This is a genomic window from Pseudomonas sp. rhizo66 (genome assembly GCF_031931925.1).
GTDB lineage: Bacteria > Pseudomonadota > Gammaproteobacteria > Pseudomonadales > Pseudomonadaceae > Aquipseudomonas.
The window spans coordinates 107,902-130,873 of the sequence record NZ_JAUJWZ010000014.1; the positions used below are offsets into that span (position 1 = coordinate 107,902).

General features: G+C 60.0%; 21 protein-coding genes. 16 read left to right on the forward strand and 5 right to left on the reverse strand.

Annotated elements, in window-relative coordinates; translation table 11 throughout:
* The first annotated feature begins 89 nt into the window (after positions 1-89).
* The 11 genes from edd (at position 90) to QZR14_RS17715 (ending at position 14,063) form a co-directional block, all read left to right on the forward strand.
* Positions 90-1,916, forward strand: a complete 1,827-nt coding sequence (edd, locus tag QZR14_RS17665; RefSeq protein ID WP_311997251.1) for a phosphogluconate dehydratase — start codon at positions 90-92, stop codon at positions 1,914-1,916.
* Positions 1,913-2,863: a glucokinase gene (locus QZR14_RS17670; RefSeq protein WP_311997252.1), complete on the forward strand. Its 951-nt coding sequence runs from the start codon at positions 1,913-1,915 to the stop codon at positions 2,861-2,863. Before edd ends, QZR14_RS17670 begins: the two co-directional genes overlap by 4 nt.
* 166 nt (positions 2,864-3,029) lie before the next feature.
* Positions 3,030-3,761, forward strand: coding sequence for a response regulator (locus QZR14_RS17675; RefSeq protein WP_003227460.1), 732 nt, complete (start codon positions 3,030-3,032; stop codon positions 3,759-3,761).
* Positions 3,751-5,220 (forward strand): ATP-binding protein, encoded by a 1,470-nt coding sequence (locus tag QZR14_RS17680; protein WP_311997253.1) that lies wholly within the window; start codon positions 3,751-3,753, stop codon positions 5,218-5,220. The genes QZR14_RS17675 and QZR14_RS17680 overlap by 11 nt, the downstream gene beginning before the upstream one ends.
* A 555-nt stretch (positions 5,221-5,775) precedes the next feature.
* On the forward strand, positions 5,776-7,035 hold the full coding sequence (locus tag QZR14_RS17685) for a D-mannose isomerase (protein WP_311997254.1): 1,260 nt from the start codon (positions 5,776-5,778) through the stop codon (positions 7,033-7,035).
* Positions 7,036-7,154: 119 nt separating this feature from the next.
* A complete protein-coding gene (locus QZR14_RS17690; RefSeq protein ID WP_016983700.1) occupies positions 7,155-8,456 on the forward strand; it encodes an ABC transporter substrate-binding protein in 1,302 nt (433 codons plus the stop codon).
* A 156-nt stretch (positions 8,457-8,612) separates the two neighbouring features.
* Entirely contained in the window at positions 8,613-9,521 is a 909-nt protein-coding gene (locus QZR14_RS17695; protein WP_007917874.1) for a carbohydrate ABC transporter permease, read from the forward strand.
* Positions 9,514-10,359, forward strand: coding sequence for a carbohydrate ABC transporter permease (locus QZR14_RS17700; protein WP_093430462.1), 846 nt, complete (start codon positions 9,514-9,516; stop codon positions 10,357-10,359). Before QZR14_RS17695 ends, QZR14_RS17700 begins: the two co-directional genes overlap by 8 nt.
* 2 nt (positions 10,360-10,361) lie before the next feature.
* Positions 10,362-11,522 (forward strand): ABC transporter ATP-binding protein, encoded by a 1,161-nt coding sequence (locus QZR14_RS17705; protein ID WP_250607476.1) that lies wholly within the window; start codon positions 10,362-10,364, stop codon positions 11,520-11,522.
* A 223-nt stretch (positions 11,523-11,745) separates the two neighbouring features.
* Positions 11,746-13,095 (forward strand): carbohydrate porin, encoded by a 1,350-nt coding sequence (locus QZR14_RS17710; protein ID WP_007917870.1) that lies wholly within the window; start codon positions 11,746-11,748, stop codon positions 13,093-13,095.
* Positions 13,096-13,208: 113 nt separating this feature from the next.
* A complete protein-coding gene (locus QZR14_RS17715; protein WP_311997299.1) occupies positions 13,209-14,063 on the forward strand; it encodes a D-hexose-6-phosphate mutarotase in 855 nt (284 codons plus the stop codon).
* A 205-nt stretch (positions 14,064-14,268) separates the two neighbouring features.
* Here QZR14_RS17715 and QZR14_RS17720 read toward each other — a convergent pair whose 3' ends face one another.
* Positions 14,269-15,129, reverse strand: coding sequence for a MurR/RpiR family transcriptional regulator (locus QZR14_RS17720; protein WP_169842436.1), 861 nt, complete (start codon positions 15,127-15,129; stop codon positions 14,269-14,271).
* 226 nt (positions 15,130-15,355) lie between these two features.
* Here QZR14_RS17720 and zwf point away from each other — a divergent pair, with 226 nt between their 5' ends.
* The 4 genes from zwf (at position 15,356) to QZR14_RS17740 (ending at position 19,061) form a co-directional block, all read left to right on the forward strand.
* Entirely contained in the window at positions 15,356-16,822 is a 1,467-nt protein-coding gene (gene zwf, locus QZR14_RS17725) for a glucose-6-phosphate dehydrogenase (protein ID WP_250607472.1), read from the forward strand.
* Positions 16,809-17,522, forward strand: a complete 714-nt coding sequence (gene pgl, locus QZR14_RS17730) for a 6-phosphogluconolactonase (protein WP_250607470.1) — start codon at positions 16,809-16,811, stop codon at positions 17,520-17,522. Before zwf ends, pgl begins: the two co-directional genes overlap by 14 nt.
* A 17-nt stretch (positions 17,523-17,539) precedes the next feature.
* Positions 17,540-18,205 (forward strand): bifunctional 4-hydroxy-2-oxoglutarate aldolase/2-dehydro-3-deoxy-phosphogluconate aldolase, encoded by a 666-nt coding sequence (locus QZR14_RS17735; RefSeq protein WP_008082815.1) that lies wholly within the window; start codon positions 17,540-17,542, stop codon positions 18,203-18,205.
* A 280-nt stretch (positions 18,206-18,485) separates the two neighbouring features.
* On the forward strand, positions 18,486-19,061 hold the full coding sequence (locus QZR14_RS17740) for a hypothetical protein (protein ID WP_311997255.1): 576 nt from the start codon (positions 18,486-18,488) through the stop codon (positions 19,059-19,061).
* Here the strand turns inward: QZR14_RS17740 and QZR14_RS17745 are convergent.
* Positions 19,058-20,239 carry an aminotransferase class V-fold PLP-dependent enzyme gene (locus QZR14_RS17745; protein WP_311997256.1) on the reverse strand — a complete coding sequence of 394 codons (1,182 nt, stop codon included), beginning with the start codon at positions 20,237-20,239 and terminating at the stop codon, positions 19,058-19,060. The two genes, QZR14_RS17740 and QZR14_RS17745, sit on opposite strands and share 4 nt — an antisense overlap.
* Positions 20,240-20,269: 30 nt before the next feature.
* A complete protein-coding gene (locus QZR14_RS17750) occupies positions 20,270-20,506 on the reverse strand; it encodes a DUF3820 family protein (protein WP_003227425.1) in 237 nt (78 codons plus the stop codon).
* Between the two features lie 205 nt (positions 20,507-20,711).
* Here QZR14_RS17750 and QZR14_RS17755 point away from each other — a divergent pair, with 205 nt between their 5' ends.
* On the forward strand, positions 20,712-21,179 hold the full coding sequence (locus tag QZR14_RS17755; RefSeq protein ID WP_034153383.1) for a ferritin-like domain-containing protein: 468 nt from the start codon (positions 20,712-20,714) through the stop codon (positions 21,177-21,179).
* Between the two features lie 262 nt (positions 21,180-21,441).
* On the opposite strand, the gene QZR14_RS17760 is transcribed toward QZR14_RS17755, so the two are convergent.
* Complete coding sequence (locus QZR14_RS17760) at positions 21,442-21,912, reverse strand: MaoC family dehydratase (RefSeq protein ID WP_003227420.1); 471 nt, start codon at positions 21,910-21,912, stop codon at positions 21,442-21,444.
* Between the two features lie 43 nt (positions 21,913-21,955).
* The gene (locus QZR14_RS17765; protein ID WP_311997257.1) at positions 21,956-22,900 is read right to left on the reverse strand and encodes an alpha/beta hydrolase; all 945 of its coding nucleotides are present in this window, start codon (positions 22,898-22,900) and stop codon (positions 21,956-21,958) included.
* Between the last annotated feature and the right edge of the window lie 72 nt (positions 22,901-22,972).

The following is a 22,972-nucleotide window of genomic DNA, read 5'->3' on the forward strand; positions in this document are numbered from 1 at the left end:
CAAAAAAGCCGTCTGTCATTCCAACAACAACGGCGTTTGATCAGCATAGACAATCAGGTCGCCACATCCGTTAGCCTGGAGTTCTACACATGCATCCCCGCGTCCTTGAGGTCACCGAACGGCTTATCGCCCGCAGCCGCGCCACGCGTCAGGCTTACCTTGCACTGATTCGCGGCGCCGCCACCGACGGGCCGATGCGCGGCAAGCTGCAATGCGCCAACTTCGCCCACGGCGTGGCCGGTTGCGGCAGCGAAGACAAGCACAGCCTGCGGATGATGAACTCGGCGAACATCGCCATTGTTTCTTCGTATAACGACATGCTTTCGGCGCATCAGCCATACGAAGTCTTTCCTGAACAAATCAAAAATGCCCTGCGCGAAATTGGTTCGGTCGGCCAGTTCGCTGGCGGCACCCCTGCGATGTGCGACGGTGTGACCCAAGGCGAGCCTGGCATGGAACTGAGCCTGCCGAGCCGCGAAGTGATCGCCATGTCCACGGCGGTGGCGCTGTCGCACAACATGTTCGACGGCGCGCTGATGCTCGGCATCTGCGACAAAATCGTCCCGGGCCTGATGATGGGTTCGCTGCGCTTCGGTCACCTGCCGACGATCTTCGTCCCGGGCGGGCCGATGGTCTCGGGGATTTCCAACAAGGAAAAAGCCGACGTGCGGCAGAAGTACGCCGAAGGCAAAGCCACCCGCGAAGAGCTGCTGGAATCGGAGATGAAGTCCTACCACAGCCCGGGTACCTGCACCTTCTACGGCACTGCCAACACCAACCAGTTGCTGATGGAAGTCATGGGCCTGCACTTGCCGGGCGCCTCGTTCGTCAACCCGAACACGCCGCTGCGTGACGCGCTGACCCGCGAAGCCGCGCATCAAGTCACGCGCCTGACCAAGCAGAACGGCAACTTCATGCCGATCGGCGAAATCGTCGACGAGAAATCGCTGGTCAACTCCATTGTTGCGCTGCACGCCACTGGCGGCTCGACCAACCACACCCTGCACATGCCGGCCATCGCCATGGCGGCGGGCATTCAACTGACCTGGCAGGACATGGCCGACCTCTCCGAAGTCGTGCCGACCCTCAGCCACGTCTACCCGAACGGCAAAGCCGACATCAACCACTTCCAGGCAGCGGGCGGCATGTCGTTCCTGATCCGCGAACTGCTCGGCGCCGGCCTGTTGCACGAAGACGTCAACACCGTGCTTGGCCACGGCCTGAGCAAATACACCAAGGAACCGTTCCTCGATAACGGCCAGTTGGTCTGGCGCGAAGGCCCGACCGACAGCCTCGACGAAAATATCCTGCGTCCGGTCGCCCGTGCATTCTCGGCAGAGGGTGGTTTGCGCGTTATGGAGGGCAACCTCGGTCGCGGTGTGATGAAGGTGTCCGCCGTTGCGCTGGAAAACCAGATCGTCGAAGCGCCAGCGATGGTGTTCCAGGATCAACAAGACCTGGCCGACGCGTTCAAGGCCGGCCTGCTGGAAAAAGATTTCGTCGCCGTGATGCGCTTCCAGGGCCCGCGTTCCAACGGCATGCCGGAGCTGCACAAGATGACGCCGTTCCTCGGCGTGCTGCAGGATCGCGGCTTCAAAGTCGCGCTGGTGACTGACGGGCGGATGTCCGGCGCCTCAGGAAAAATCCCCGCTGCAATTCACGTCAGCCCCGAAGCTTATGTCGGTGGCGCTTTGGCGCGCGTGCAAGAGGGCGATATCATCCGCGTCGATGGCGTCAAAGGCACCTTGGAACTCAAGGTCGACGCCGCAGAATTTGCAGCGCGCGAACCCGCCAAAGGCCTGTTGGGCAACAACATCGGCAGCGGTCGCGAACTGTTTGGCTTCATGCGCATGGCCTTCAGCTCGGCGGAGCAGGGCGCCAGCGCCTTCACTTCTGCCCTGGAGACGCTTAATTGAAACTGGCTTTGGTCGGTGACATCGGAGGCACCAACGCGCGGTTTGCGTTGTGGAAAAACCAGCAACTGCAATCGGTTCAGGTGCTGGCCACAGCCGACCACGCCAGCCCGGAAGAGGCGATCAGCCTCTATCTGAGCGGGCTCGGTCTGGCGCCGGGTTCGATCGGTTCGGTGTGCTTGTCCGTGGCAGGCCCGGTCAGTGGTGACGAGTTCAAATTCACCAACAACCATTGGCGCCTGAGCCGCACAGCGTTCTGCCAGACCTTGCAGGTCGAGCAGTTGTTGCTGATCAACGACTTCTCGGCGATGGCGCTGGGCATGACCCGTTTGCAGCCGGGCGAATTCCGCGTGGTCTGCGAAGGCACGCCGGAGCCGTTGCGCCCGGCGGTGGTGATCGGCCCGGGCACCGGCCTTGGCGTCGGCACCCTGCTCGATCTTGGCGAGGGCCGTTTCGCGGCGTTGCCGGGTGAGGGCGGGCATGTTGATCTGCCGCTGAGTACTCTGCGCGAGACGCAACTTTGGCAGCACATCCATAACGAAATCGGTCATGTCAGTGCGGAAACGGCATTGAGCGGCGGCGGTTTGCCACGGGTTTACCGGGCGATCTGCGCGGTGGACGGGCACGAGCCGACACTCGATACGCCGGAAGCGATTACGGCGGCCGGTCTTGCGGGTGATCCGATTGCACTGGAAGTGCTGGAGCAGTTTTGCTGCTGGCTCGGACGTGTCGCGGGTAACAACGTGTTGACCACTGGCGCGCGTGGCGGGGTGTATATCGTTGGCGGTGTGATTCCACGCTTCGCCGACTTTTTCCTTGAAAGCGGTTTTGCCCGCAGCTTCGCTGACAAAGGCTGCATGAGCGATTACTTCAAAGGCATTCCGGTGTGGCTGGTGACGGCGCCGTATTCCGGCCTTGTCGGTGCCGGTGTGGCCCTCGAACAGGCTTGATTCCGAGTCGCCTTCATCGCTGGCAAGCCAGCTCCCACAGGTTTTGTGAACGACACAGATCCGTGTGGGAGCTGGCTTGCCAGCGATGAGGCCAGAACAGACAACAAATTTCCAAGGTTCATCAGGCATAATCCGCCCCAATTCCAACAACAAGGATGCCTTCGAAGTGAGCTCAGTCAACAAGTCGATATTGTTGGTCGATGACGACCAGGAAATACGCGAGTTGCTGGAAACCTACCTGACCCGCGCCGGGTTTCAGGTAAGGGCCACCGCCGACGGTGCCAGTTTCCGCCAGGCCCTCAACGAGGCGCCGAGCGATCTGGTGATCCTCGATGTCATGCTGCCCGACGAAGACGGCTTCAGCCTCTGCCGTTGGGTGCGCCAGCATCCGCGTCAAGCGCAGGTGCCGATCATCATGCTCACCGCCAGTTCCGACGAAGCCGACCGCGTGATCGGCCTGGAACTCGGCGCCGACGATTACCTCGGCAAACCCTTCAGCCCCCGCGAACTGCAGGCGCGCATCAAGGCGTTGCTGCGGCGTGCGCAATTCGGTCAGGAGCGCAGTGGCAGCGACGTGCTGGCCTTCGATGAATGGCGCCTGGACATGGTCAGCCATCGGCTGTTTCACACCGATGGCGAGGAAGTGATTCTCTCCGGTGCCGACTTCGCCCTGCTGAAACTGTTTCTCGATCATCCGCAGGAAATCCTTGACCGTGACACCATCGGCAACGCCACCCGTGGCCGCGACCTGATGCCGCTCGATCGCATCGTCGACATGGCCGTCAGCCGTTTGCGCCAACGCTTGCGCGACACGGAAAAACCGCCACGGCTGATTCGCACCGTACGCGGCAGCGGCTACCAACTGGCAGCCAACGTGGTTGCCGGCAATGGTCACTGAGTCGCTGCGCAAATTCGCCGCCAGAGTGCCGGTGCCGCGTTCGCTGCTTGGGCGGATGTTGCTGCTGACCCTGCTCGCGGTGTTGTTTGCGCAGACATTATCGAGCGTGATCTGGGTCTCTCAACTGCGCGCCACGCAGCTCGAAGGCCTGGTTACCAGTGCCCGCAGTCTCGCCCATTCGATGACTGCCAGCGTCAGTTATTTCCGCTCGTTGCCGGTGGCTTATCGACCGTTGGTGTTGGATCAATTGCGCAGCATGGGCGGTACCCGCTTCGTCGTGACCCTCAACGACAAACCGTTGGGCATGGACGTGCTACCGGTGACGCCGCGCAAAGCGGCGGTGATGAAAGCGGTCGACGAAGTGCTGCGTCAGACCCTCGGTAATGACACGGATATTTCGGTGACCTTTGTCAGTCCCGAAGACCTGCGCATTTTCAACGCCGGGCTGAAACTCGATGAGCTGCCACGCTCCTGGGCGCATTACGCGTTGACCCTGGAACCGGTGAATCCACCTGTGCTGGTTACCCAGATTCAAATGGCCCCGGGCGAATGGCTGTACATCGCCTCACTGTTGCCCGAGCCGTACACCAGCCTTGAAGAGCAGGGCCTGCCCTCGCAACAGGTGTGGTTCATCGTCCTCACCAGCGGATTCCTGCTGCTGTTCATCGGCCTGCTGGTGCATTGGCAGAGCCGCCCGCTCAAGCGCCTGGCGCGCGCCGCGCGGGATCTGTCGCTGGGCGCTGACGTGGAGCCAGTGGCCGAGGGTGGCGGCAGTGAAGTGGTCGAAGTGGGCCGCGCCTTCAACACCATGCGCGAGCGCATCAGTCGCTACCTGACCGAGCGCAGCCAGTTGTTCAGCGCGATTTCCCATGACCTGCGCACGCCGATCACCCGTTTGCGTTTGCGCGTCGAATTGCTTGAAGACGAGAAGCTGCAAGCCAAATTCGGCCGCGATCTGGATGAGTTGGAACTGCTGGTCAAAGGCGCACTGCAATGCGTGAAGGACACCGACATCCACGAGAACATCGAACCGGTGGATCTCAACCATGTGCTTGATTGTCTGGTCGAGCCGTATCTGGCGCCCAATGGCAACGGTCGGGTGACGCAGCAGGGCAAGGCGCTGGCAGCTTATCCGGGCAAGCCGCTGGCATTGAAGCGCTGCATCGGTAACCTGATCGACAACGCGTTGAAGTACGGGCAGAACGCGCATTTGCACATCGACGACGATGAGCGCGCGTTTGTTCTGCACGTCGACGATGAAGGGCCGGGTGTCCCCGAGCAGCGGCTGGAGCAGGTGTTCGAGCCGCACTTTAGGCTGGCGGGGCAGCAGCAGGGTTATGGTCTGGGTTTGGGCATCGCACGCAACATTGCCCACAGTCATGGTGGGGAAGTGACGTTGCAGAATTTGCGTGAGGGTGGCTTGCGCGTGACCCTGCAATTGCCGCGTTCGGCGGATTGAGTCAAAAGCTTTCCCTCACCCTAACCCTCTCCCGGAGGGAGAGGGGACTGATCGGGGGATGTTGCAGAGATACGCCGACCTGGAAGTCCGGTAGCGAATCCATAATCGACTCGATGTGTCAGGTCGGCGGATAACCCAGCACCACTCGGTCGGCCCCCTCCCCCTCCGGGAGAGGGGATTGATCGGGGGATGCTGCAGAGATACGCCGACCTGGAAGTCCGGTAGCGAATCCATAATCGACTCGATGTGTCAGGTCGGCGGATAACCCAGCACCACTCGGTCGGCCCCCTCCCCTCCGGGAGAGGGGATTGATCGGGGGATGCTGCAGAGATACGCGGACCTGGAAGTCCGGTAGCGAATCCATAATCGACTCGATGTGTCAGGTCGGCGGATAACTCAGCACCACTCGGTCGGCCCCCTCTACCTCTGGGAGAGGGCTGGGGTGAGGGTTGTTCTTTTGTCACGATCCGGTGACAAACACCGCCCCCTTCGTTACAAGACCACCCCGGCCCGTTGTTTAGACTGCCGCAGTCATAACAACAAAAAAGGCCACCCATGGATCTCTTCCAACCCGGCTTCAGCAGTTGGCTGAATGCCCCTGCCCACCAGCAATGGCTCGCCGCCGAAGGCCTGCGCCTGCTGGATTTCGCCAAGGCCTCGAAACTGCCCGAAGGCTTCGGCAACCTCGACGAGCGCGGCCGTTTGCCAGCGCACGCACAAGCCGAAACCATGAACACTGCGCGCATGACCCACAGCTTCGCCATGGCCCACATTCAGGGCCTGCCGGGTTTTGCCGAACTGGTCGATCACGGCATCGCGGCCTTGCGCGGGCCGTTGCGCGACGCCCTGCACGGTGGCTGGTTTGCGGTGGCCGAACACCGCGATGACAACACGGGCAAGAACGCCTATCTGCATGCCTTTGTCGCACTGGCCGCCAGCTCCGCAGTGGTCGCACAACGTCCTGGCGCCCAGGCGTTGCTGGATGACGCCATCGACATCATCGACACGTATTTCTGGAGCGAGGAAGAGGGCGCGATGCGCGAATTCTTCAATCGCGACTGGAGTGAAGAAGAAGCCTATCGCGGCGCTAACAGCAACATGCACGCCACCGAAGCGTTTCTCGCGCTGGCCGATGTCACTGAAGATCCGCGCTGGCTGGTACGTGCGCAACGCATCGTCGAGCGGGTGATCCACGGTCACGCTGCCGGAAACGGTTACATGGTCATCGAGCACTTCGACCGCGACTGGCAGCCGCTGCGTGAATACAACCACGACAATCCCGCCGACGGCTTCCGTCCTTACGGCACCACGCCGGGCCACGGTTTCGAATGGGCGCGGCTGCTGCTGCACCTCGAAGCGGCGCGGGTGCAGGCCGGCATGCTCACGCCCGGTTGGCTCGCCACTGATGCGGCAAAACTGTTCGAGAACAACTGCCGTCACGGCTGGGACGTCGATGGCGCGCCGGGCATCGTCTACACCCTCGACTGGGACAATAAATCCGTCGTCCGCCATCGCCTGCACTGGACGCACGCCGAGGCCAGCGCCGCTGCCAGTGCCTTGCTCAAACGCACCGGCGATGCGCAATACGAAACCTGGTACCGGCTGTTCTGGGAATTCTGCGAAGTAAATTTCATCGACCGTTGCAACGGCAGCTGGCACCACGAACTCAATCCGCAAAACCAGCCAAGTGCCGATATCTGGCCGGGCAAACCCGATCTGTATCACGCCTGGCAAGCCGTTCTGATCCCGCGTCTACCCTTGTCGCCGAGCATGGCGACCGCTTTGGCGCAGTTGTCCCGGAGCACTCCTGTGTAACCATGTGGTGACATTCGCGCATCCCTTCGTTACCTGCGAAGGGATACGCCCTGTTTAAACTCCTGTGCAGCGCAAGCACCAGACTTGCAATGCATAACAACAAGAAAGGTACATCTCAGATGAATGCGATTTCTCGCCTCGCTACTGTCATTTCTGTCGCCTCCCTGTTCCCGCTCGCAATTCTGCCTCTCAGTGTTTCCGCTGCCGAATCCAAAGGTTCGGTCGAAGTCGTGCACTGGTGGACGTCCGGTGGCGAAAAAGCGGCCGTTGACGTGCTCAAGGCCCAAGTCGAAAAAGACGGTTTCACCTGGAAAGACGGCGCTGTCGCCGGTGGCGGCGGTGCAACTGCCATGACCGTGCTGAAAAGCCGTGCCGTTGCCGGCAACCCGCCTGGCGTAGCCCAGATCAAAGGCCCGGACATCCAGGAATGGGCGTCGACCGGCCTGCTCGACACCGACGTATTGAAAGACGTCGCCAAGTCCGAAAAGTGGGACAGCCTGCTCGACAAGAAAGTCTCCGATACCGTGAAGTACGACGGTGATTACGTGGCCGTGCCGGTGAACATTCACCGCGTGAACTGGCTGTGGATCAACCCGGAAGTGTTCAAGAAAGCCGGGATCACCAAGAACCCGACCACCCTCGAAGAATTCTATGCCGCTGGCGACAAGCTGAAAGCGGCGGGCTTCATTCCGTTGGCTCACGGCGGTCAGCCTTGGCAGGACAGCACCGTGTTCGAAGCCGTGGTGCTGTCGGTCATGGGTGTCGATGGTTACAAGAAAGCCCTGGTTGACCTGGACAATGCCGCGCTGACCGGCCCGGAAATGGTCAAGGCGCTGACCGAACTGAAGAAAGTCGCGACCTACATGGACGCCGATGGCAAGGGTCAGGACTGGAACCTGGAAGCGGCCAAGGTCATCAACGGCAAGGCCGGCATGCAGATCATGGGTGACTGGGCCAAGTCCGAATGGACCGCTGCCAAGAAAGTCGCCGGCAAGGACTACGAGTGCGTAGCTTTCCCGGGCACCGACAAGGCGTTCACCTACAACATCGACTCGCTGGCCGTGTTCAAGCAGAAGGACGCAGGCACTGCGGCCGGTCAGCAGGACATCGCCAAAGTCGTACTGGGTGAAAACTTCCAGAAAGTCTTCAGCATCAACAAAGGCTCGATCCCGGTTCGCAACGACATGTTGAACAACATGGACAAGCTCGGCTTCGACTCCTGCGCCCAGACTGCTGCCAAAGACTTCCTGGCGGACGCCAAGTCCGGCGGCCTGCAACCGAGCATGGCGCACAACATGGCGACCACGCTGGCGGTGCAAGGCGCGTTCTTTGATGTTGTGACCAACTACATCAACGACCCGAAAGCCGACCCGGCCGACACCGCCAAGAAACTTGGCGCAGCGATCAAGTCGTCCAAATAAGCGTCGGTAGCACAGGCTTCTCCTGTGGGAGCGAGCCTGCTCGCGAAGGCATTGTGTCAGTTGCTCCATCCGTCGACTGACTCACCGCATTCGCGAGCAGGCTCGCTCCCACAAGGGATCTCACTGTAGTTTTTATTCCCTGTACTGGATTTCCCCATGAGTTCTGTTGCTGTGTTCAGCAAGGCCTCGCCGTTCGATGCATTGCAACGCTGGCTACCGAAACTGGTGCTGGCGCCGAGCATGTTCATCGTGCTGGTGGGCTTCTATGGCTACATCCTGTGGACGTTCGTTCTGTCGTTCACCACCTCGACCTTCTTGCCCAACTACAAGTGGGCCGGTCTGGCGCAATACGCGCGGTTGTTCGACAACGATCGCTGGTGGGTCGCGAGCAAGAACCTCGCAGTGTTCGGTGGCATGTTCATCGGCATCACCTTGGTGATCGGTGTATTGCTGGCGGTGTTCCTCGACCAGCGTATCCGTCGCGAAGGCTTTATCCGCACCATTTACCTGTACCCGATGGCGCTCTCGATGATCGTCACCGGTACCGCGTGGAAATGGCTGCTCAACCCGGGCATGGGCCTGGACAAATTGTTGCGTGACTGGGGCTGGGAAGGCTTCCGTCTCGACTGGCTGATCGACCCCGATCGCGTGGTCTATTGCCTGGTGATCGCCGCTGTGTGGCAAGCCTCGGGCTTCATCATGGCGATGTTCCTCGCCGGCCTGCGTGGCGTTGATCAGTCGATCATCCGTGCCGCGCAGATCGATGGCGCGAGCATGCCGACGATCTACTGGAAAGTGGTGCTGCCAAGCCTGCGTCCGGTGTTCTTCAGTGCAGTGATGATTCTGGCGCACATCGCGATCAAGAGCTTCGACCTGGTCGCGGCGATGACCGCTGGTGGCCCGGGTTATTCCTCCGACCTGCCGGCGATGTTCATGTATTCCTTCACCTTCAGTCGCGGCCAGATGGGCATGGGCTCGGCCAGTGCGATTCTGATGCTCGGCGCGATCCTCGCGATCATCGTGCCTTACCTGTATTCCGAGCTGAGGACCAAGCGCAATGACTAGTCTCGCCGCCAAACCTGCTATCAGCCTGAGTCGCATCGCGATCTACGCGGTGCTGATCATCGCCGTACTGCTTTATCTGGTGCCGCTGGTGGTCATGTTGCTGACCAGCTTCAAGACCCCGGAAGACATCAGCACCGGCAACCTGCTGAGCTGGCCGACCGTGGTCAGCGGCATCGGCTGGGTCAAGGCCTGGGCCACGGTTGACGGTTACTTCTGGAACTCGATCAAGATCACCGTTCCGGCCGTAATCATCTCCACCGCCATCGGTGCGTTGAACGGTTATGTACTGTCGTTCTGGCGCTTCCGTGGTTCGCAGTTGTTCTTCGGTCTGCTGTTGTTCGGCTGCTTCCTGCCGTTCCAGACCGTGCTGCTGCCGGCCTCGTTCACCCTCGGCAAGATGGGCCTGGCGAGCACCACCACCGGTCTGGTGTTTATCCATGTGGTTTACGGTCTGGCGTTCACCACGCTGTTCTTCCGTAACTACTACGTGAGCATTCCGGATGCGCTGGTAAAAGCTGCACGTCTCGACGGCGCGGGTTTCTTCACGATTTTCCGCCGCATCATTCTGCCGATGTCGACGCCGATCATCATGGTCTGCCTGATCTGGCAGTTCACTCAGATCTGGAACGACTTCCTGTTCGGTGTGGTGTTCTCCAGCGGTGATTCGCAACCGATCACGGTGGCGCTGAACAACCTGGTCAACACCAGCACCGGCGCCAAGGAATACAACGTTGATATGGCAGCGGCGATGATCGCCGGCCTGCCGACCCTGCTGGTCTATGTGGTCGCAGGCAAGTATTTCGTGCGCGGGCTGACAGCCGGCGCAGTCAAGGGGTAATCATGGCAACGCTCGAACTTCGCAACGTCAACAAGACCTACGGTGCCGGCCTGCCGGACACCTTGAAGAACATCGAACTGTCGATCAAGGACGGTGAGTTCCTGATCCTCGTCGGCCCGTCGGGCTGCGGCAAGTCGACCCTGATGAACTGCATCGCCGGTCTGGAAACCATCACCGGCGGCGCGATCATGATCGGTGATCAGGACGTCAGCGGCATGAGCCCGAAGGATCGTGACATCGCCATGGTGTTCCAGTCCTACGCGCTGTACCCGACCATGAGCGTGCGTGAAAACATCGAATTCGGTCTGAAGATCCGCAAGATGCCGCAGGCGGCGATCGACGAAGAAGTCGCGCGCGTGGCCAAGCTGTTGCAGATCGAACACCTGTTGAACCGCAAGCCGGGTCAGCTCTCCGGTGGTCAGCAACAGCGTGTGGCGATGGGCCGTGCCCTGGCGCGGCGGCCGAAGATTTATCTGTTCGACGAACCGCTGTCCAACCTCGACGCCAAGCTGCGCGTCGAGATGCGCACCGAAATGAAACTGATGCACCAGCGCCTGAAAACCACCACGGTCTACGTGACCCACGACCAGATCGAAGCGATGACCCTGGGCGACAAGGTGGCGGTGATGAAGGACGGCATCATCCAGCAGTTCGGCACGCCGAAAGACATCTACAACGACCCGGCCAACCTGTTCGTGGCGAGCTTCATCGGTTCGCCGCCGATGAACTTCATCCCGCTGCGCCTGCAGCGCAAGGACGGCCGACTGCTGGCGCTGCTCGACAGCGGCCAGGCGCGTTGTGAACTGCCGATGAGCATGCAGGACGCCGGCCTCGAAGATCGCGAAGTGATCCTCGGCCTGCGCCCGGAGCAGATCGTACTGGCGAACGGCGAGGGCAACGGCTTGCCAAGCATCCGCGCCGAAGTGCAGGTCACCGAACCGACCGGTCCGGACACCCTGGTGTTCGTCAATTTGAATGACACCAAGGTCTGCTGCCGACTGGCGCCAGACGTGGCACCGCAGGTGGGCGAAAACCTGACGCTGCAGTTCGATCCGTCAAAAGTGTTGTTGTTTGATGCCAATACCGGTGAGCGCCTCGGCACTGCCGGCCAACCGCAGACCGATGCGCGGTCTGCGAACGTGGCGCAATTCAAAGGCCGCTGAAGATCAATGCTGGAATGCGGTCATGTGGGAGCTGGCTTGCCAGCGATGAGGCCGGCACATCCAACATGGATGTCGCCTGAAGCACCGCCATCGCTGGCAAGCCAGCTCCCACAGGGATTGGATTCCAAAAGGAGCACGCGGTGGATTGCCTGTAATCCATCGCACTTTATGTAAACCGCGTTAGATAAAAACAGTTAATAACAATAAAGACGAGGATGTAGGGATGAAAAAGAAACACGTCAATGCCCGGTTGATCTGCCAAGTGTCGGCTGCGGCGGCCTTGGTGCTGGCCGGTAACGCCATGGCGGCGGATGCCTTCAGCTCCGACTCGAAATGGATGACCGGTGACTGGGGTGGCGAGCGTACCAAGCTGATCGAGCAGGGTATCGACATCAAGGCTGACTACGTTGGGGAAGTCGGTGGCAACCTGAACGGTGGCTACAACGACGACAAGACCGCGCGTTACGCTGACCAGTTCGGTCTGGGCGTGGCACTCGATCTGCAAAAGCTCTGGGGCTGGGATAACACTCAGGCGAAGATCCAGCTGACCAACCGTAACGGCTACAACATCTCCAACGACCGCGTTGGCGATCCGCGTGCCGGCACCTTGAGTTCGTCGCAAGAAGTTTATGGCCGTGGCCACATGGTGCGTCTGACCCAGTTGTGGATTCAGCACCAGTTCTTCGACAACAAACTCGACGTCAAGGCCGGTTACTTCGGTGAAGGCGAAGACTTCAACACCTTCCCGTGCGACTTCCAGAACCTCGCGTTCTGCGGTTCGCAAGTGGGTAACTGGGCGACCAACATCTGGTACAACTGGCCAGTCAGCCAGGCCGCGATCCGTGTGAAGTACAACATCAACGACGAGCTCTACGCGCAGATCGGCGCGTACAACCAGAACCCGTCGCAGCTGGAACACGGCAACGGTTTCAAACTCAGCGGCAGCGGCACCAAAGGTACCGTTCTTCCGGTCGAGCTGGTCTGGTCGCCGAAGGTCAACAGCCTGCCGGGCGAATACCGCGTCGGTTACTACAAGAGCACGGCCGATGCCGACGACGTTCGTGAAGACGTCAACGGTTTTGACGCGGCAACCACCGGCGACGCGTACAAAACCCACAGCAGCAAAAGCGGCTACTGGTTCGTGGCGCAACAGCAACTCACCAGCCATAACGGTGATGCCTCGCGCGGTCTGAATATCGCCGCCAACGCCACGTTCCACGACAAAGACACCAACTTCATCGACAACTACCAGTCGGTGATGTTTGTCTACAAAGGCCCGTTCGACGCGCGTCCGAAGGATGACGTCGGTATCGGCGCGGCGCGTATCCACGTCAACGATGACGTGAAGAAAAACGCCGAACTGCTGAACGCTTCCAACGGTGTTTCGGATTACGACAACCCGGTGTTCTCGCCAATTCGTGAAACCGAATACAACTACGAGATCAACTACGGCTTCCACGTCACCAACTGGCTGACCGTACGTCCTAACCTGCAGTACATCACTCACCCGGGTGGTGTGGATGAAGTGGACAACGCATTGGTCGCTGGCCTGAAAATTCAGTCTACGTTCTAACGCGTCTGCGATAAGCTCCTCTCTATGTGCGCATATTTGCGGACAGCCAAGGCTGTCCGCTTTTTTTTGGGGGCTGGCGCAGCCCGTAACAGATGAATTCGGAACCGTGGCAAATGCATGAGCATCCGCTACAACGCTTCTTCAAATCCCTGCGTGAACAACCGGTGTTCGCCTGGGAGCGCTATCAGATGCGCGACGTGTTGGTGATTGATCATCCGCTGTGTCAGGCGGTGTTCAGTCGTCAGGGCGCACAGTTGCTGCACTTTCAGCCGCGTGGGCAAAAACCGTGGTTGTGGTGTGCGGCGAAGTGGCCGCACGTGGGGGCCATCCGTGGTGGCGTGCCGGTGTGCTGGCCGTGGTATGGCCGTCATCCGAGCGAAAACGCCTGGCCATCGCATGGTTGGGCGCGACTGCTTGACTGGAAGTTGCTCGACAGCAGCACCGCTGACGATGGCGTGCGCCTGCACTGGCAGTTGCAGCTGTGTGACTGGCAGGTTGACCTGCATGCCCATTTGGGCGAACGCATGGAATTGCGCCTGAGCACCGAGCATCAGGACGACATGCCGTGCCAGTTGAGCCAGGCTTTGCATGCGTACTGGCGTATTGGCGATGTCGGTGAGATAGCGCTGTCTGGGCTTGAAGGGGCGCAGGGTTATGACCAGTTGAATCGGCAGATCTGCCAGCAGGAAGGCGAATTGCGGGTCGATGGCGGCTGTCAGCGAGTGTTCCAGCACGACGGCGAATTGCAGTTGAAAGATCACGCCTGGCAGCGCGAGTTGTGCATCGATACCGGTGACAGTGCGGACACGGTGGTCTGGCATCCCGGAGCGCGGCCGTTGTTGGGCGTGAGCTGGGATGAGATTTCGGAGTTTGTCTGCGTGGAAGCGGCGGCGGGTGGCACCGACAGCCTGCACTTGGCGCCAGGGGAAAAGGCGCATTTGAGTTTGCAGGCGTGGGCGGCGGCTTGAGTGTGTCAGTCACATCGTAGCCCCTCACCCTAGCCCTCTCCCGGGGGAGAGGGGACCGAATGGGGGGGGCGAGAGATTCGCCGACCTGAACGAATGACGTTGAATCCATAATCGACTCGGTGTTTCAGGTCGATGTATAGCGCAAGACAACTCGGTCTGCCCCCTCTCCCTCGGGGAGAGGGCTGGGGTGAGGGGCTTCTGATCTTTAGTTGAATTCATCCCCAACCGGATACCGGCTGGCATTCAAGCTCTCTTTGATCTTGCGCAGATGCGGCTGGAAATCCACCCCGCGACGCAAGGTCATCCCGGTCGCCAACACATCCAGCACGGTCAACTGAATGATCCGCGAAGTCATCGGCATATAAATGTCGGTGTCTTCCGGCAGCGGAATGTTCAGGCTCAAGGTACTCGCCTTGGCCAGCGGCGAGTTCTCCGCCGTCAGACCCAATACCGAAGCGCCGTTCTCGCGAGCAATGCGCGCCACCTCGACCAGCTCACGGGTGCGACCGGTGTAGGAAATGATCACGAACAGCTCACCGGTGTGCGCCACCGACGCAATCATCCGCTGCATCAGCACATCGGCGTGCGCGGTGACGGCGAGGTTGAAGCGAAAGAACTTGTGCTGCGCATCCAGCGCCACCGGTGCCGAAGCGCCGAGGCCGAAGAAGTGGATCTGCCGCGCCTGAATCAACAGGTCGACGGCGCGGCTGATCAGGTTCGGATCGAGCGCCTGACACGCACTGTCCAGCGAGGCGATGGCGCTGCCGAAAATCTTCTGCGTGTACGCCTCGGGATTGTCGTCAGCCTCGACCGCCCGGCTGACATACGCCGCGCCACTGGCCAGGCTCTGGGCCAGTTGCAGCTTGAGTTCGGGATAGCCGCTGACACCGAACGAGCGGCAGAAACGGTTGACCGTCGGTTCGCTCACCGAAGCCGCCTGGGCGAGGGCGGCGATGCTGAAGCGGGTGGCCTGCTGCGGGTTGAGCAGGATCACCTCGGCGACCTTACGTTCGGCCTTGTTCAGCTCTTCAAGGCGACTCTGGATCTGTTCCAGTAAATTTCGCACGCGGTCCATATGGAATTCCTGATTCACCGACGCAAAGGTGCGCCGGGCTATGCAAATTGGGCCTTTGATATGGCCCGTAACGGTGGCCTATCCTACTGATGGCTCCGACCGACCACCACTCGGAATCTGTATTTTGCGAAAATGTTGTCGTTATTACTACATTTTCCCTTGAGTGATGCCTTGAAAAAAGGTATTTGTAGCTTAACTTGATAAAAGAACAAACATCATGCCTTCGATTACGGTTGAACCGTGCACCTTTGCCTTGTTCGGCGCGCTTGGCGATCTGGCCCTGCGCAAGCTGTTTCCTGCCCTTTATCACCTCGATGGCGCCGACCTGCTGCACGAGGACACGCGCATCATCGCGTTGGCCCGTGAAGCTGGCAGCGAGCAGCAACACCTGGCGTTCATCGCCGCCGAATTGCGCCGTTACGTGGGTAAAGAGCTGGACGAGGCGGTCGCTGAGCGTTTTCTCGCGCGCCTGACTTACCTGCACGTCGACTTCCTCAAAGCTGAAGATTATGTAGCGCTGGCTGAACTGGCCGGCAGCACGCAACGCATGATTGCCTACTTCGCCACGCCGGCAGCAGTGTACGGCGCGATCTGCGAGAACCTGGCGAAAGTCGGACTGGCAGAAAACACCCGCGTGGTCCTGGAAAAACCGATCGGCTCCGACCTCGAATCCTCGCGCAAGGTTAACGACGCCGTAGCGCAGTTCTTCCCGGAGAATCGCACCTACCGCATCGACCACTACCTGGGCAAAGAAACCGTTCAGAACCTGATCGCCCTGCGTTTCGCCAACAGCCTGTTCGAAACCCAGTGGAACCAGAATTACATCTCCCACGTGGAAATCACCGTGGCCGAGAAGGTGGGCATCGAAGGCCGTTGGGGCTATTTCGACAAGGCCGGCCAACTGCGCGACATGATTCAGAATCACCTGTTGCAGCTGCTCTGCCTGATCGCCATGGACCCGCCGGCTGACCTGTCCGCCGACAGCATCCGTGACGAGAAAGTAAAAGTGCTCAAGGCCCTGGCGCCGATCAGCCCGGAAGGCCTGACCACTCAGGTGGTGCGCGGCCAGTACATCGCCGGCCACAGCGAAGGCAAATCCGTGCCGGGTTACCTCGAAGAGCCGAATTCCAATACCCAGAGCGACACCGAAACTTTCGTCGCTCTGCGTGCCGACATCCGCAACTGGCGCTGGGCCGGCGTGCCGTTCTACCTGCGGACCGGCAAGCGCATGCCGCAGAAACTGTCGCAGATCGTCATCCACTTCAAGGAACCGTCGCACTATATTTTCGCGCCGGAACAACGCCTGCAGATCAGCAACAAACTGATCATCCGTCTGCAACCGGACGAAGGCATTTCCCTGCGCGTGATGACCAAGGAGCAGGGCCTGGACAAAGGCATGCAACTGCGCAGCGGCCCGCTGCAACTGAATTTCTCCGACACCTGGCGTAGCGCGCGGATCCCCGATGCCTACGAGCGGTTGTTGCTGGAAGTGATGAACGGCAATCAGAACCTGTTTGTCCGTAAAGATGAAATCGAAGCCGCGTGGAAGTGGTGTGACCAACTGATCGCCGGGTGGAAAAAATCCGGTGACGCGCCCAAGCCGTATGCGGCCGGGTCGTGGGGGCCGATGAGCTCCATTGCATTGATCACGCGGGACGGGAGGTCGTGGTATGGCGATATCTGATGTGCAACTGCCGGCGGGCGTGAATGCCCACGAATACAAGAGCCCGGTGCTGTTGGCCGAAGGTCTGGCACTGAACGTCGCCAAGCAATTGAGCGAAGCCATTGCGGCACGCGGCAACGCGGTGCTGGTGGTGTCTGGTGGTCGCAGTCCGGTGGCGTTTTTCCAGCACCTGGCCAAGCAGGAGCTGGACTGGTCGAAGGTCGTCGTGACCCTCGCCGACGAACGCTGGGTGCCGGTCGAGCATGCCGACAGCAATGCCGGTTTGCTCAAGCAATACTTGCTCAAAGGCCCGGCGGCCAAGGCGCAGTTCCTCAGCCTTTACAGCGCGGCGGCCAACGTCGAGCAGGCTGCCGAGCAGGCTGACCGCTTGCTCGCCGAATTGCCGCCGATTGACGTGCTGGTGCTGGGCATGGGCGATGACGGCCACACCGCGTCGCTGTTCCCCGACAGCCCGAACCTCGCTGAAGCCTTGCAGGCTGATGGCACGCGCCGTTGCTGGCCGATGCTGGCGCCGAGCGTGCCGCGTCAGCGCCTGACCATGAGCCGTGCGCTGCTGGCTTCGGCGAAACACAAGATTCTGTCGATTTCCGGTCAATCGAAACTGACCACCCTGAATGCCGCACTGGCATCCGACGACGTCGCCGCCATGCCGGTGCGCGCGTTTCTGCAACCTACGTTAGAGATTTACTGGTGCCCATGAGCCAAGGAACAGCCGCTATGACAACCCCATCCCCGACCGTTTCCATGGCGGACAAAGTTGCCCTGATCGACAGCCTCTGCGCCAAGGCGCGGATCCTGCCGGTGATCACCATCGCTCGCGAACAGGACGTGCTGCCACTGGCCGACGCACTGGCTGCCGGTGGTCTCACCGCGCTCGAAGTGACCCTGCGTTCGCAGTTCGGCCTCAAGGCCATCCAGATCCTGCGCGACCAGCGTCCGGAACTGATGACCGGTGCCGGCACCGTGCTCGATCGCAACATGCTCGCGGCAGCCGAAGCCGCTGGCTCGCAATTCATCGTCACCCCGGGCATCACCCGTGACCTGCTCGAAGCCAGTGTCGACAGCCCAATTCCGCTGTTGCCGGGCATCAGCAACGCCTCCGGCATCATGGAAGGCTACGGTCTGGGTTATCGCCGCTTCAAGCTGTTCCCGGCTGAAGTCAGCGGTGGCGTGGCGGCAATCAAAGCCCTCGGCGGCCCGTTCGGCGAAGTGAAATTCTGCCCGACTGGCGGCGTCGGCCCGGCCAACATCAAGAGCTACATGGCGCTGAAAAACGTCATGTGCGTGGGCGGTAGCTGGATGCTTGATCCGGAGTGGATCAAGAACGGCGACTGGGCCCGTATTCAGGAATGCACCGCTGAGGCACTGGCGCTGCTGGACTGATTGTTACCAGACACTTCGTTGTGTGTTCTACGGCTTTACGGTGCGCTTGGTCGGTGCACCGTTTTTTTTTGCCTGAAAATTGCTATGTAGAGGCTATGTAGGAGCTGTCGAGTGTAACGAGGCTGCGATCTTTTGACCTTGCTCTTGAGCGCCAACATCAAAAGATCGCAGCCTTCGGCAGCTCCTACATCGACACCGTTACGACGCGATACATAGTTACCGCACAGCCGCGTTTGCGTGGCGCTAATCTGCGTTCATCTTACGGAAGAGAGAACGCCCCATGGACGACCATCAATCAGTAGCCTTGTCCCATCCTCTGCGGCAACGGCAAACTCATATCCCTGACAGCTTCGATTGGCGCAAAACCGAAGGCAAGGTGCGCAACATCAGTGGCGGCATCGAAGGCCTGCCGCTGGTTTTGCGTCTGGCCCTGGTCGACGCCATGACCGGTGAACCGGTCGTCGGCGCCCGGGTCCGGATCGAACAGCACCTTGGCGCCGACATCCTGTGCGGTACTCAGTCGACCGACAGCCAGGGCCTCGTGCGGTTTACCAGTATTTACCCGGACCAATACCCTGGCGGCGCTTCGTGCATCGCCATGAGCGTGTGCATCGCCAGCGACGATCAAGGTTCGCAAACACATCACGAAGCCTGGAACGGACGGCTGCACCTGTCCTGTGCCTGTCGCTGTGAGACCGTCGGGAATGACGCCTCGCGGCTGGAGTTGCGACCGCTTGCCGGAGCGGGTGTGGAGGATGGCTACTTCGGTTGCCAGACGATCGGCGTCGACACCTTTGCGGTGTCGTCGCAGATCGGCCTTGCCGGCTACGAAAAACCCACGGGCGCGGTGTTTTAGCGCAGCTCGTTCAGTGCGCGCACCAGTAGTTGCATCTCGGCAGCGGTGGTGGTCAGCCCCGGTGTAATGCGGATGCTCGGCCCGCTGGCTGCGCCGTGGCGCACTACGGTGAACAGGTTGTAGTCATTGAGCAAGCGCTCGGCCATCGCCTGTTGATCGTCATGCCGGGTGAAGCGCATGGAGGTGATGCCGCAATACAGCCGTGGATCGTCTGGCGTCATCACCTCGATGCCCGGCAAGTGCCGCACCGCGCTGACCCACAGGTTGCGCAGATAATTGAGGCGAGCACCTTTGGCCGGTGCGCCGCCGAGGGAGCGGTGCTCCTCGAACACCAGCGGCAAGGTCATCAGCGCCGGAATGTTGGGCGTGCTGTACGAAGTTCGCGCGCGGATGTCATTGGCCGGGTAATGCATTTCACCCATGTCCGGATCAATGTCGGCCAGGCGTTGCGGCGCGATATAGAGGAAGCCGAGGGTGAGCGGTGCACCGATCCATTTGTGCAGGTTGTACCCGGCGAACGCGATGCCGAGGGCATCAAGGTCGAACTCGATCTGACCGAGTGCATGGGCGCCGTCGAGGATGACGTCGACGCCATGTTCTTTGGCGAGCGCTGCGATGGCTTGCACCGGCATCACCAGACCGGTGCGGTGAGTGACGTGAGTCAGGGCCATCAGCTTGATTTTTGGATGACCGACGAAGGCTTCGCGGTAAGTCTTCACCAAGCTGTCGTAGCTTGCCGGGTGCGCGTGGGCAATCTCGATCACCTCGGCGCCGCGCTGCCTGGCGAGCCAGCGCATGGCGCCTTTGACCGTGTCGTATTCCAGATCGCTGATCAGCACCTGATCGCCCGGCTGTAAGCGCTTGTAGTTGCGAATCAGCGATTGCAGGCCTTCGGTGGCGTTGCGGGTAAACGCCACGCTCTGCGCGCGTACGCCAATCAGCTCGGCCAGTTGCGCGCGGATATCGAGGTTGTCGTGCTGTTCGAAACGTTGGCGCACGTACACCGAGTTACTGTTGTTGATCAGCTCGATATTGCGCTGGTACTCCTCGATCACCGTGCGCGACATGCGCCCGAAATAACCGTTCTCCAGGTTTACGGGCCCGGATTGAATGTCGTAACGATCAGCGAACGTTTGCCAGAAGGCTTCGTCACGGGCGCGGCGGGTGTTATCGGGCATGGTTGGCTGACTCAAAGAGAGGAGAGCGCTTCAATGGCGCGGAGCAGGTTTGCCGTGTTTGGCACGCAGCGGTTCGAGCAGGTCCGAGAGGCCGTTATGGTCGATCTCCTGCATCAGCGCGAGCAAGCCACCGAGCTCGCCGTGCGGGAAACCTTCGCGGGCGAACCAGTTCAGGTACGGCCCCGGCAGGTCGGCGATGATCCGGCCCTTGTATTTGCCGAAGGGCATTTCGCGGGTGATCAGCAGTTCGAGTTTTTCGGGATTCATCAATGGGATCGTCTGGCTTCAAATCAGCTTGGAAAATACAGGCATTCTGCATGCAGGCCAAATGACAGATCATGCAAATAACCGTGATACAGATAGTTCATTTATCTTTAAATATCTGATTTAAAACGACTTTTTAAAAATAAAAAAGCTGGCACGCACGCTGCAATATCCCTTGCATCTTCAACCAATCGCAAGGAATTGAAAAATGACCGACATGAATAAAGAAGCCATCTCTGTACTCAATGACCTGATTGAAACCAGCAAGGATGGTCAGGAAGGGTTCAAGACTTGCGCTGAGGACATCAAGCATCCAGAACTGAAAACCCTGTTCGTGACTCGCTCCGCTGATTGCGCAACCGCTGCAGCAGAACTGCAAGCCGAAGTTCGCAAGCTGGGCGGCGATCCGGAAACCTCCACCAGCGTCAGCGGTGACCTGCACCGTCGCTGGGTCGACGTCAAAGCCATGTTCACCGGCAAAGACGAAGAGGCTGTGCTGAACGAAGCCGAGCGCGGTGAAGACCACGCACTGAAGGCTTATCGTGAAGCCATCGAGAAGATCAACAAGCACAATCTGGTCGGCATTCGTGATCTGGTTGAACGCCAGTACCACGGTGTGCAACGCAACCACGACCAAGTGAAAGCCCTGCGTAACCAGGCTCGCGCCCGTTCGTAAGCGGTTGCCGGTTATAAAAAACGCCAGCTAGTCTGGCGTTTTTTTATGGGACTGGGAAAAGCAAGAGCAAGAGCCCCTCACCCTAGCCCTCTCCCGGAGGGAGAGGGGACTGACCGAGGTGTTCTTTCGAGCTACATCGACCTAAAATATCCAGTCGAACTCAAAATCTGAAAACAGCGGAGATCGGCTCCCTTTCCCCCTCGCCCCTGGGGGAGAGGGCTGGGGTGAGGGGGAAAGCTCTCACTGACACACTACCAATCAATCAGCCAATGCTAATCGCCGGCAGTGTCGGCAACGTCACCGTTTGTTGCTTGCGCGGCGCCAGAATCTCCGCCTCGCCATCCACCACCAACTCATCACGCTGGTTGAACACGCGCGTGGCAATGCGCACACGAAACTTCGGCAGCTTCTCGAGAATTTCCAGGCGCACGGTCAACGTGTCACCGATCTTCACTGGCTTCTGAAAGCTCATCTGCTGACCGATATAAATAGTGCCCGGCCCAGGCAGCTCGCAGGCCACAGCGGCACTGATCAGCGCGCCACTGAACATACCGTGAGCGATACGCTCCTTGAACATGCTCGCAGCGGCAAACTCCGCGTCCAGGTGCACCGGGTTGTGGTCGCCCGACATCGCGGCGAACAGCTGAATGTCGCGCTCTTCGACGGTTTTGCTGTAGCTGGCAGTCTGGCCGACTTCGAGGGCTTCGTAAGGGATGTTGGTAACCTGGGTCATCGGTCTCGATTCCTGTGACGGATTCAGTGAATCCACAAAAAAATTATTCGCTGCGCTGAGGGCGCGGATGGCTCAAAGCCTGATCGATCCAGGCCAGCACATCAGCGATCACTTCGTCGCGATTGGTTTCGTTGAACAATTCGTGCCGCGCCTGCGGGTAGATCTTCAGTTGCAGGTGCTGGCTGCCGGCCGTGCGCAAGGCATTGGCCAGATCTGTCAGACGCTTGCCTTCACTCACCGGATCACATTCGCCGCCGATTACCAGCAGCGGCAGGCCCGGATCGATCTGCGCGAGATTGGACGCTTTGCTGATCTGCTGCAAGCCGCCGAGCAGGTCGATCCACAATTGATTGGTGCAGCGAAAGCCGCACAGCGGATCGGCCGCGTACTTGTCGACCTCCACCGGATCGCGGCTCAGCCAGTCGAACGGCGTGCGCGCCGGTTTGAATTTTTTGTTGAACGAGCCAAACGACAGCCATTCGATCAACGCACTGCGACCCTTGCCGCCCTGACGCAGTTTTTCCAGGCGAGCGATCTGCCGCGCAGCGCGGTACAGCGCAACGGGCTGAAAGTTGGAACCACTGAGAATCGCCCCGTGTAGGCTGGCGCTGTGATGCAGCAGATAACCCTGGGCGATGTAGCTGCCCATGCTGTGCCCCAGCAGGATGATCGGCACGCCGGGGTGCTGCTGACCGATGTGCTGATTGAGGCTGGCCAGATCGCCGAGTACTTTGCACCAGCCGTCGTCATCGGCGAAGTGGCCGAGGGTGCCGTGATTGGCGGTTTTGCCATGTCCGCGTAAATCCGGCGCGTACACGCCATATCCTTTGTCGCAAAACGTGTCGGCCAGTCGCGCATAGCGGCCGCTGTGTTCCGCCATGCCATGGGCCAGCAGGATCACCGCTTTCAACGGCGCCGCCGGCAGCCATTGATTGACGAACAGGCGGCTGCGGTCACTCGCGTCCAGCCATAAGGTGTCGTGGATCATGGCGATTCCTTTGCTCAGAGTCGGATCATTGTATAGCGCGTCTGATCAGCCCACGCCACGGCAGGAAGATTC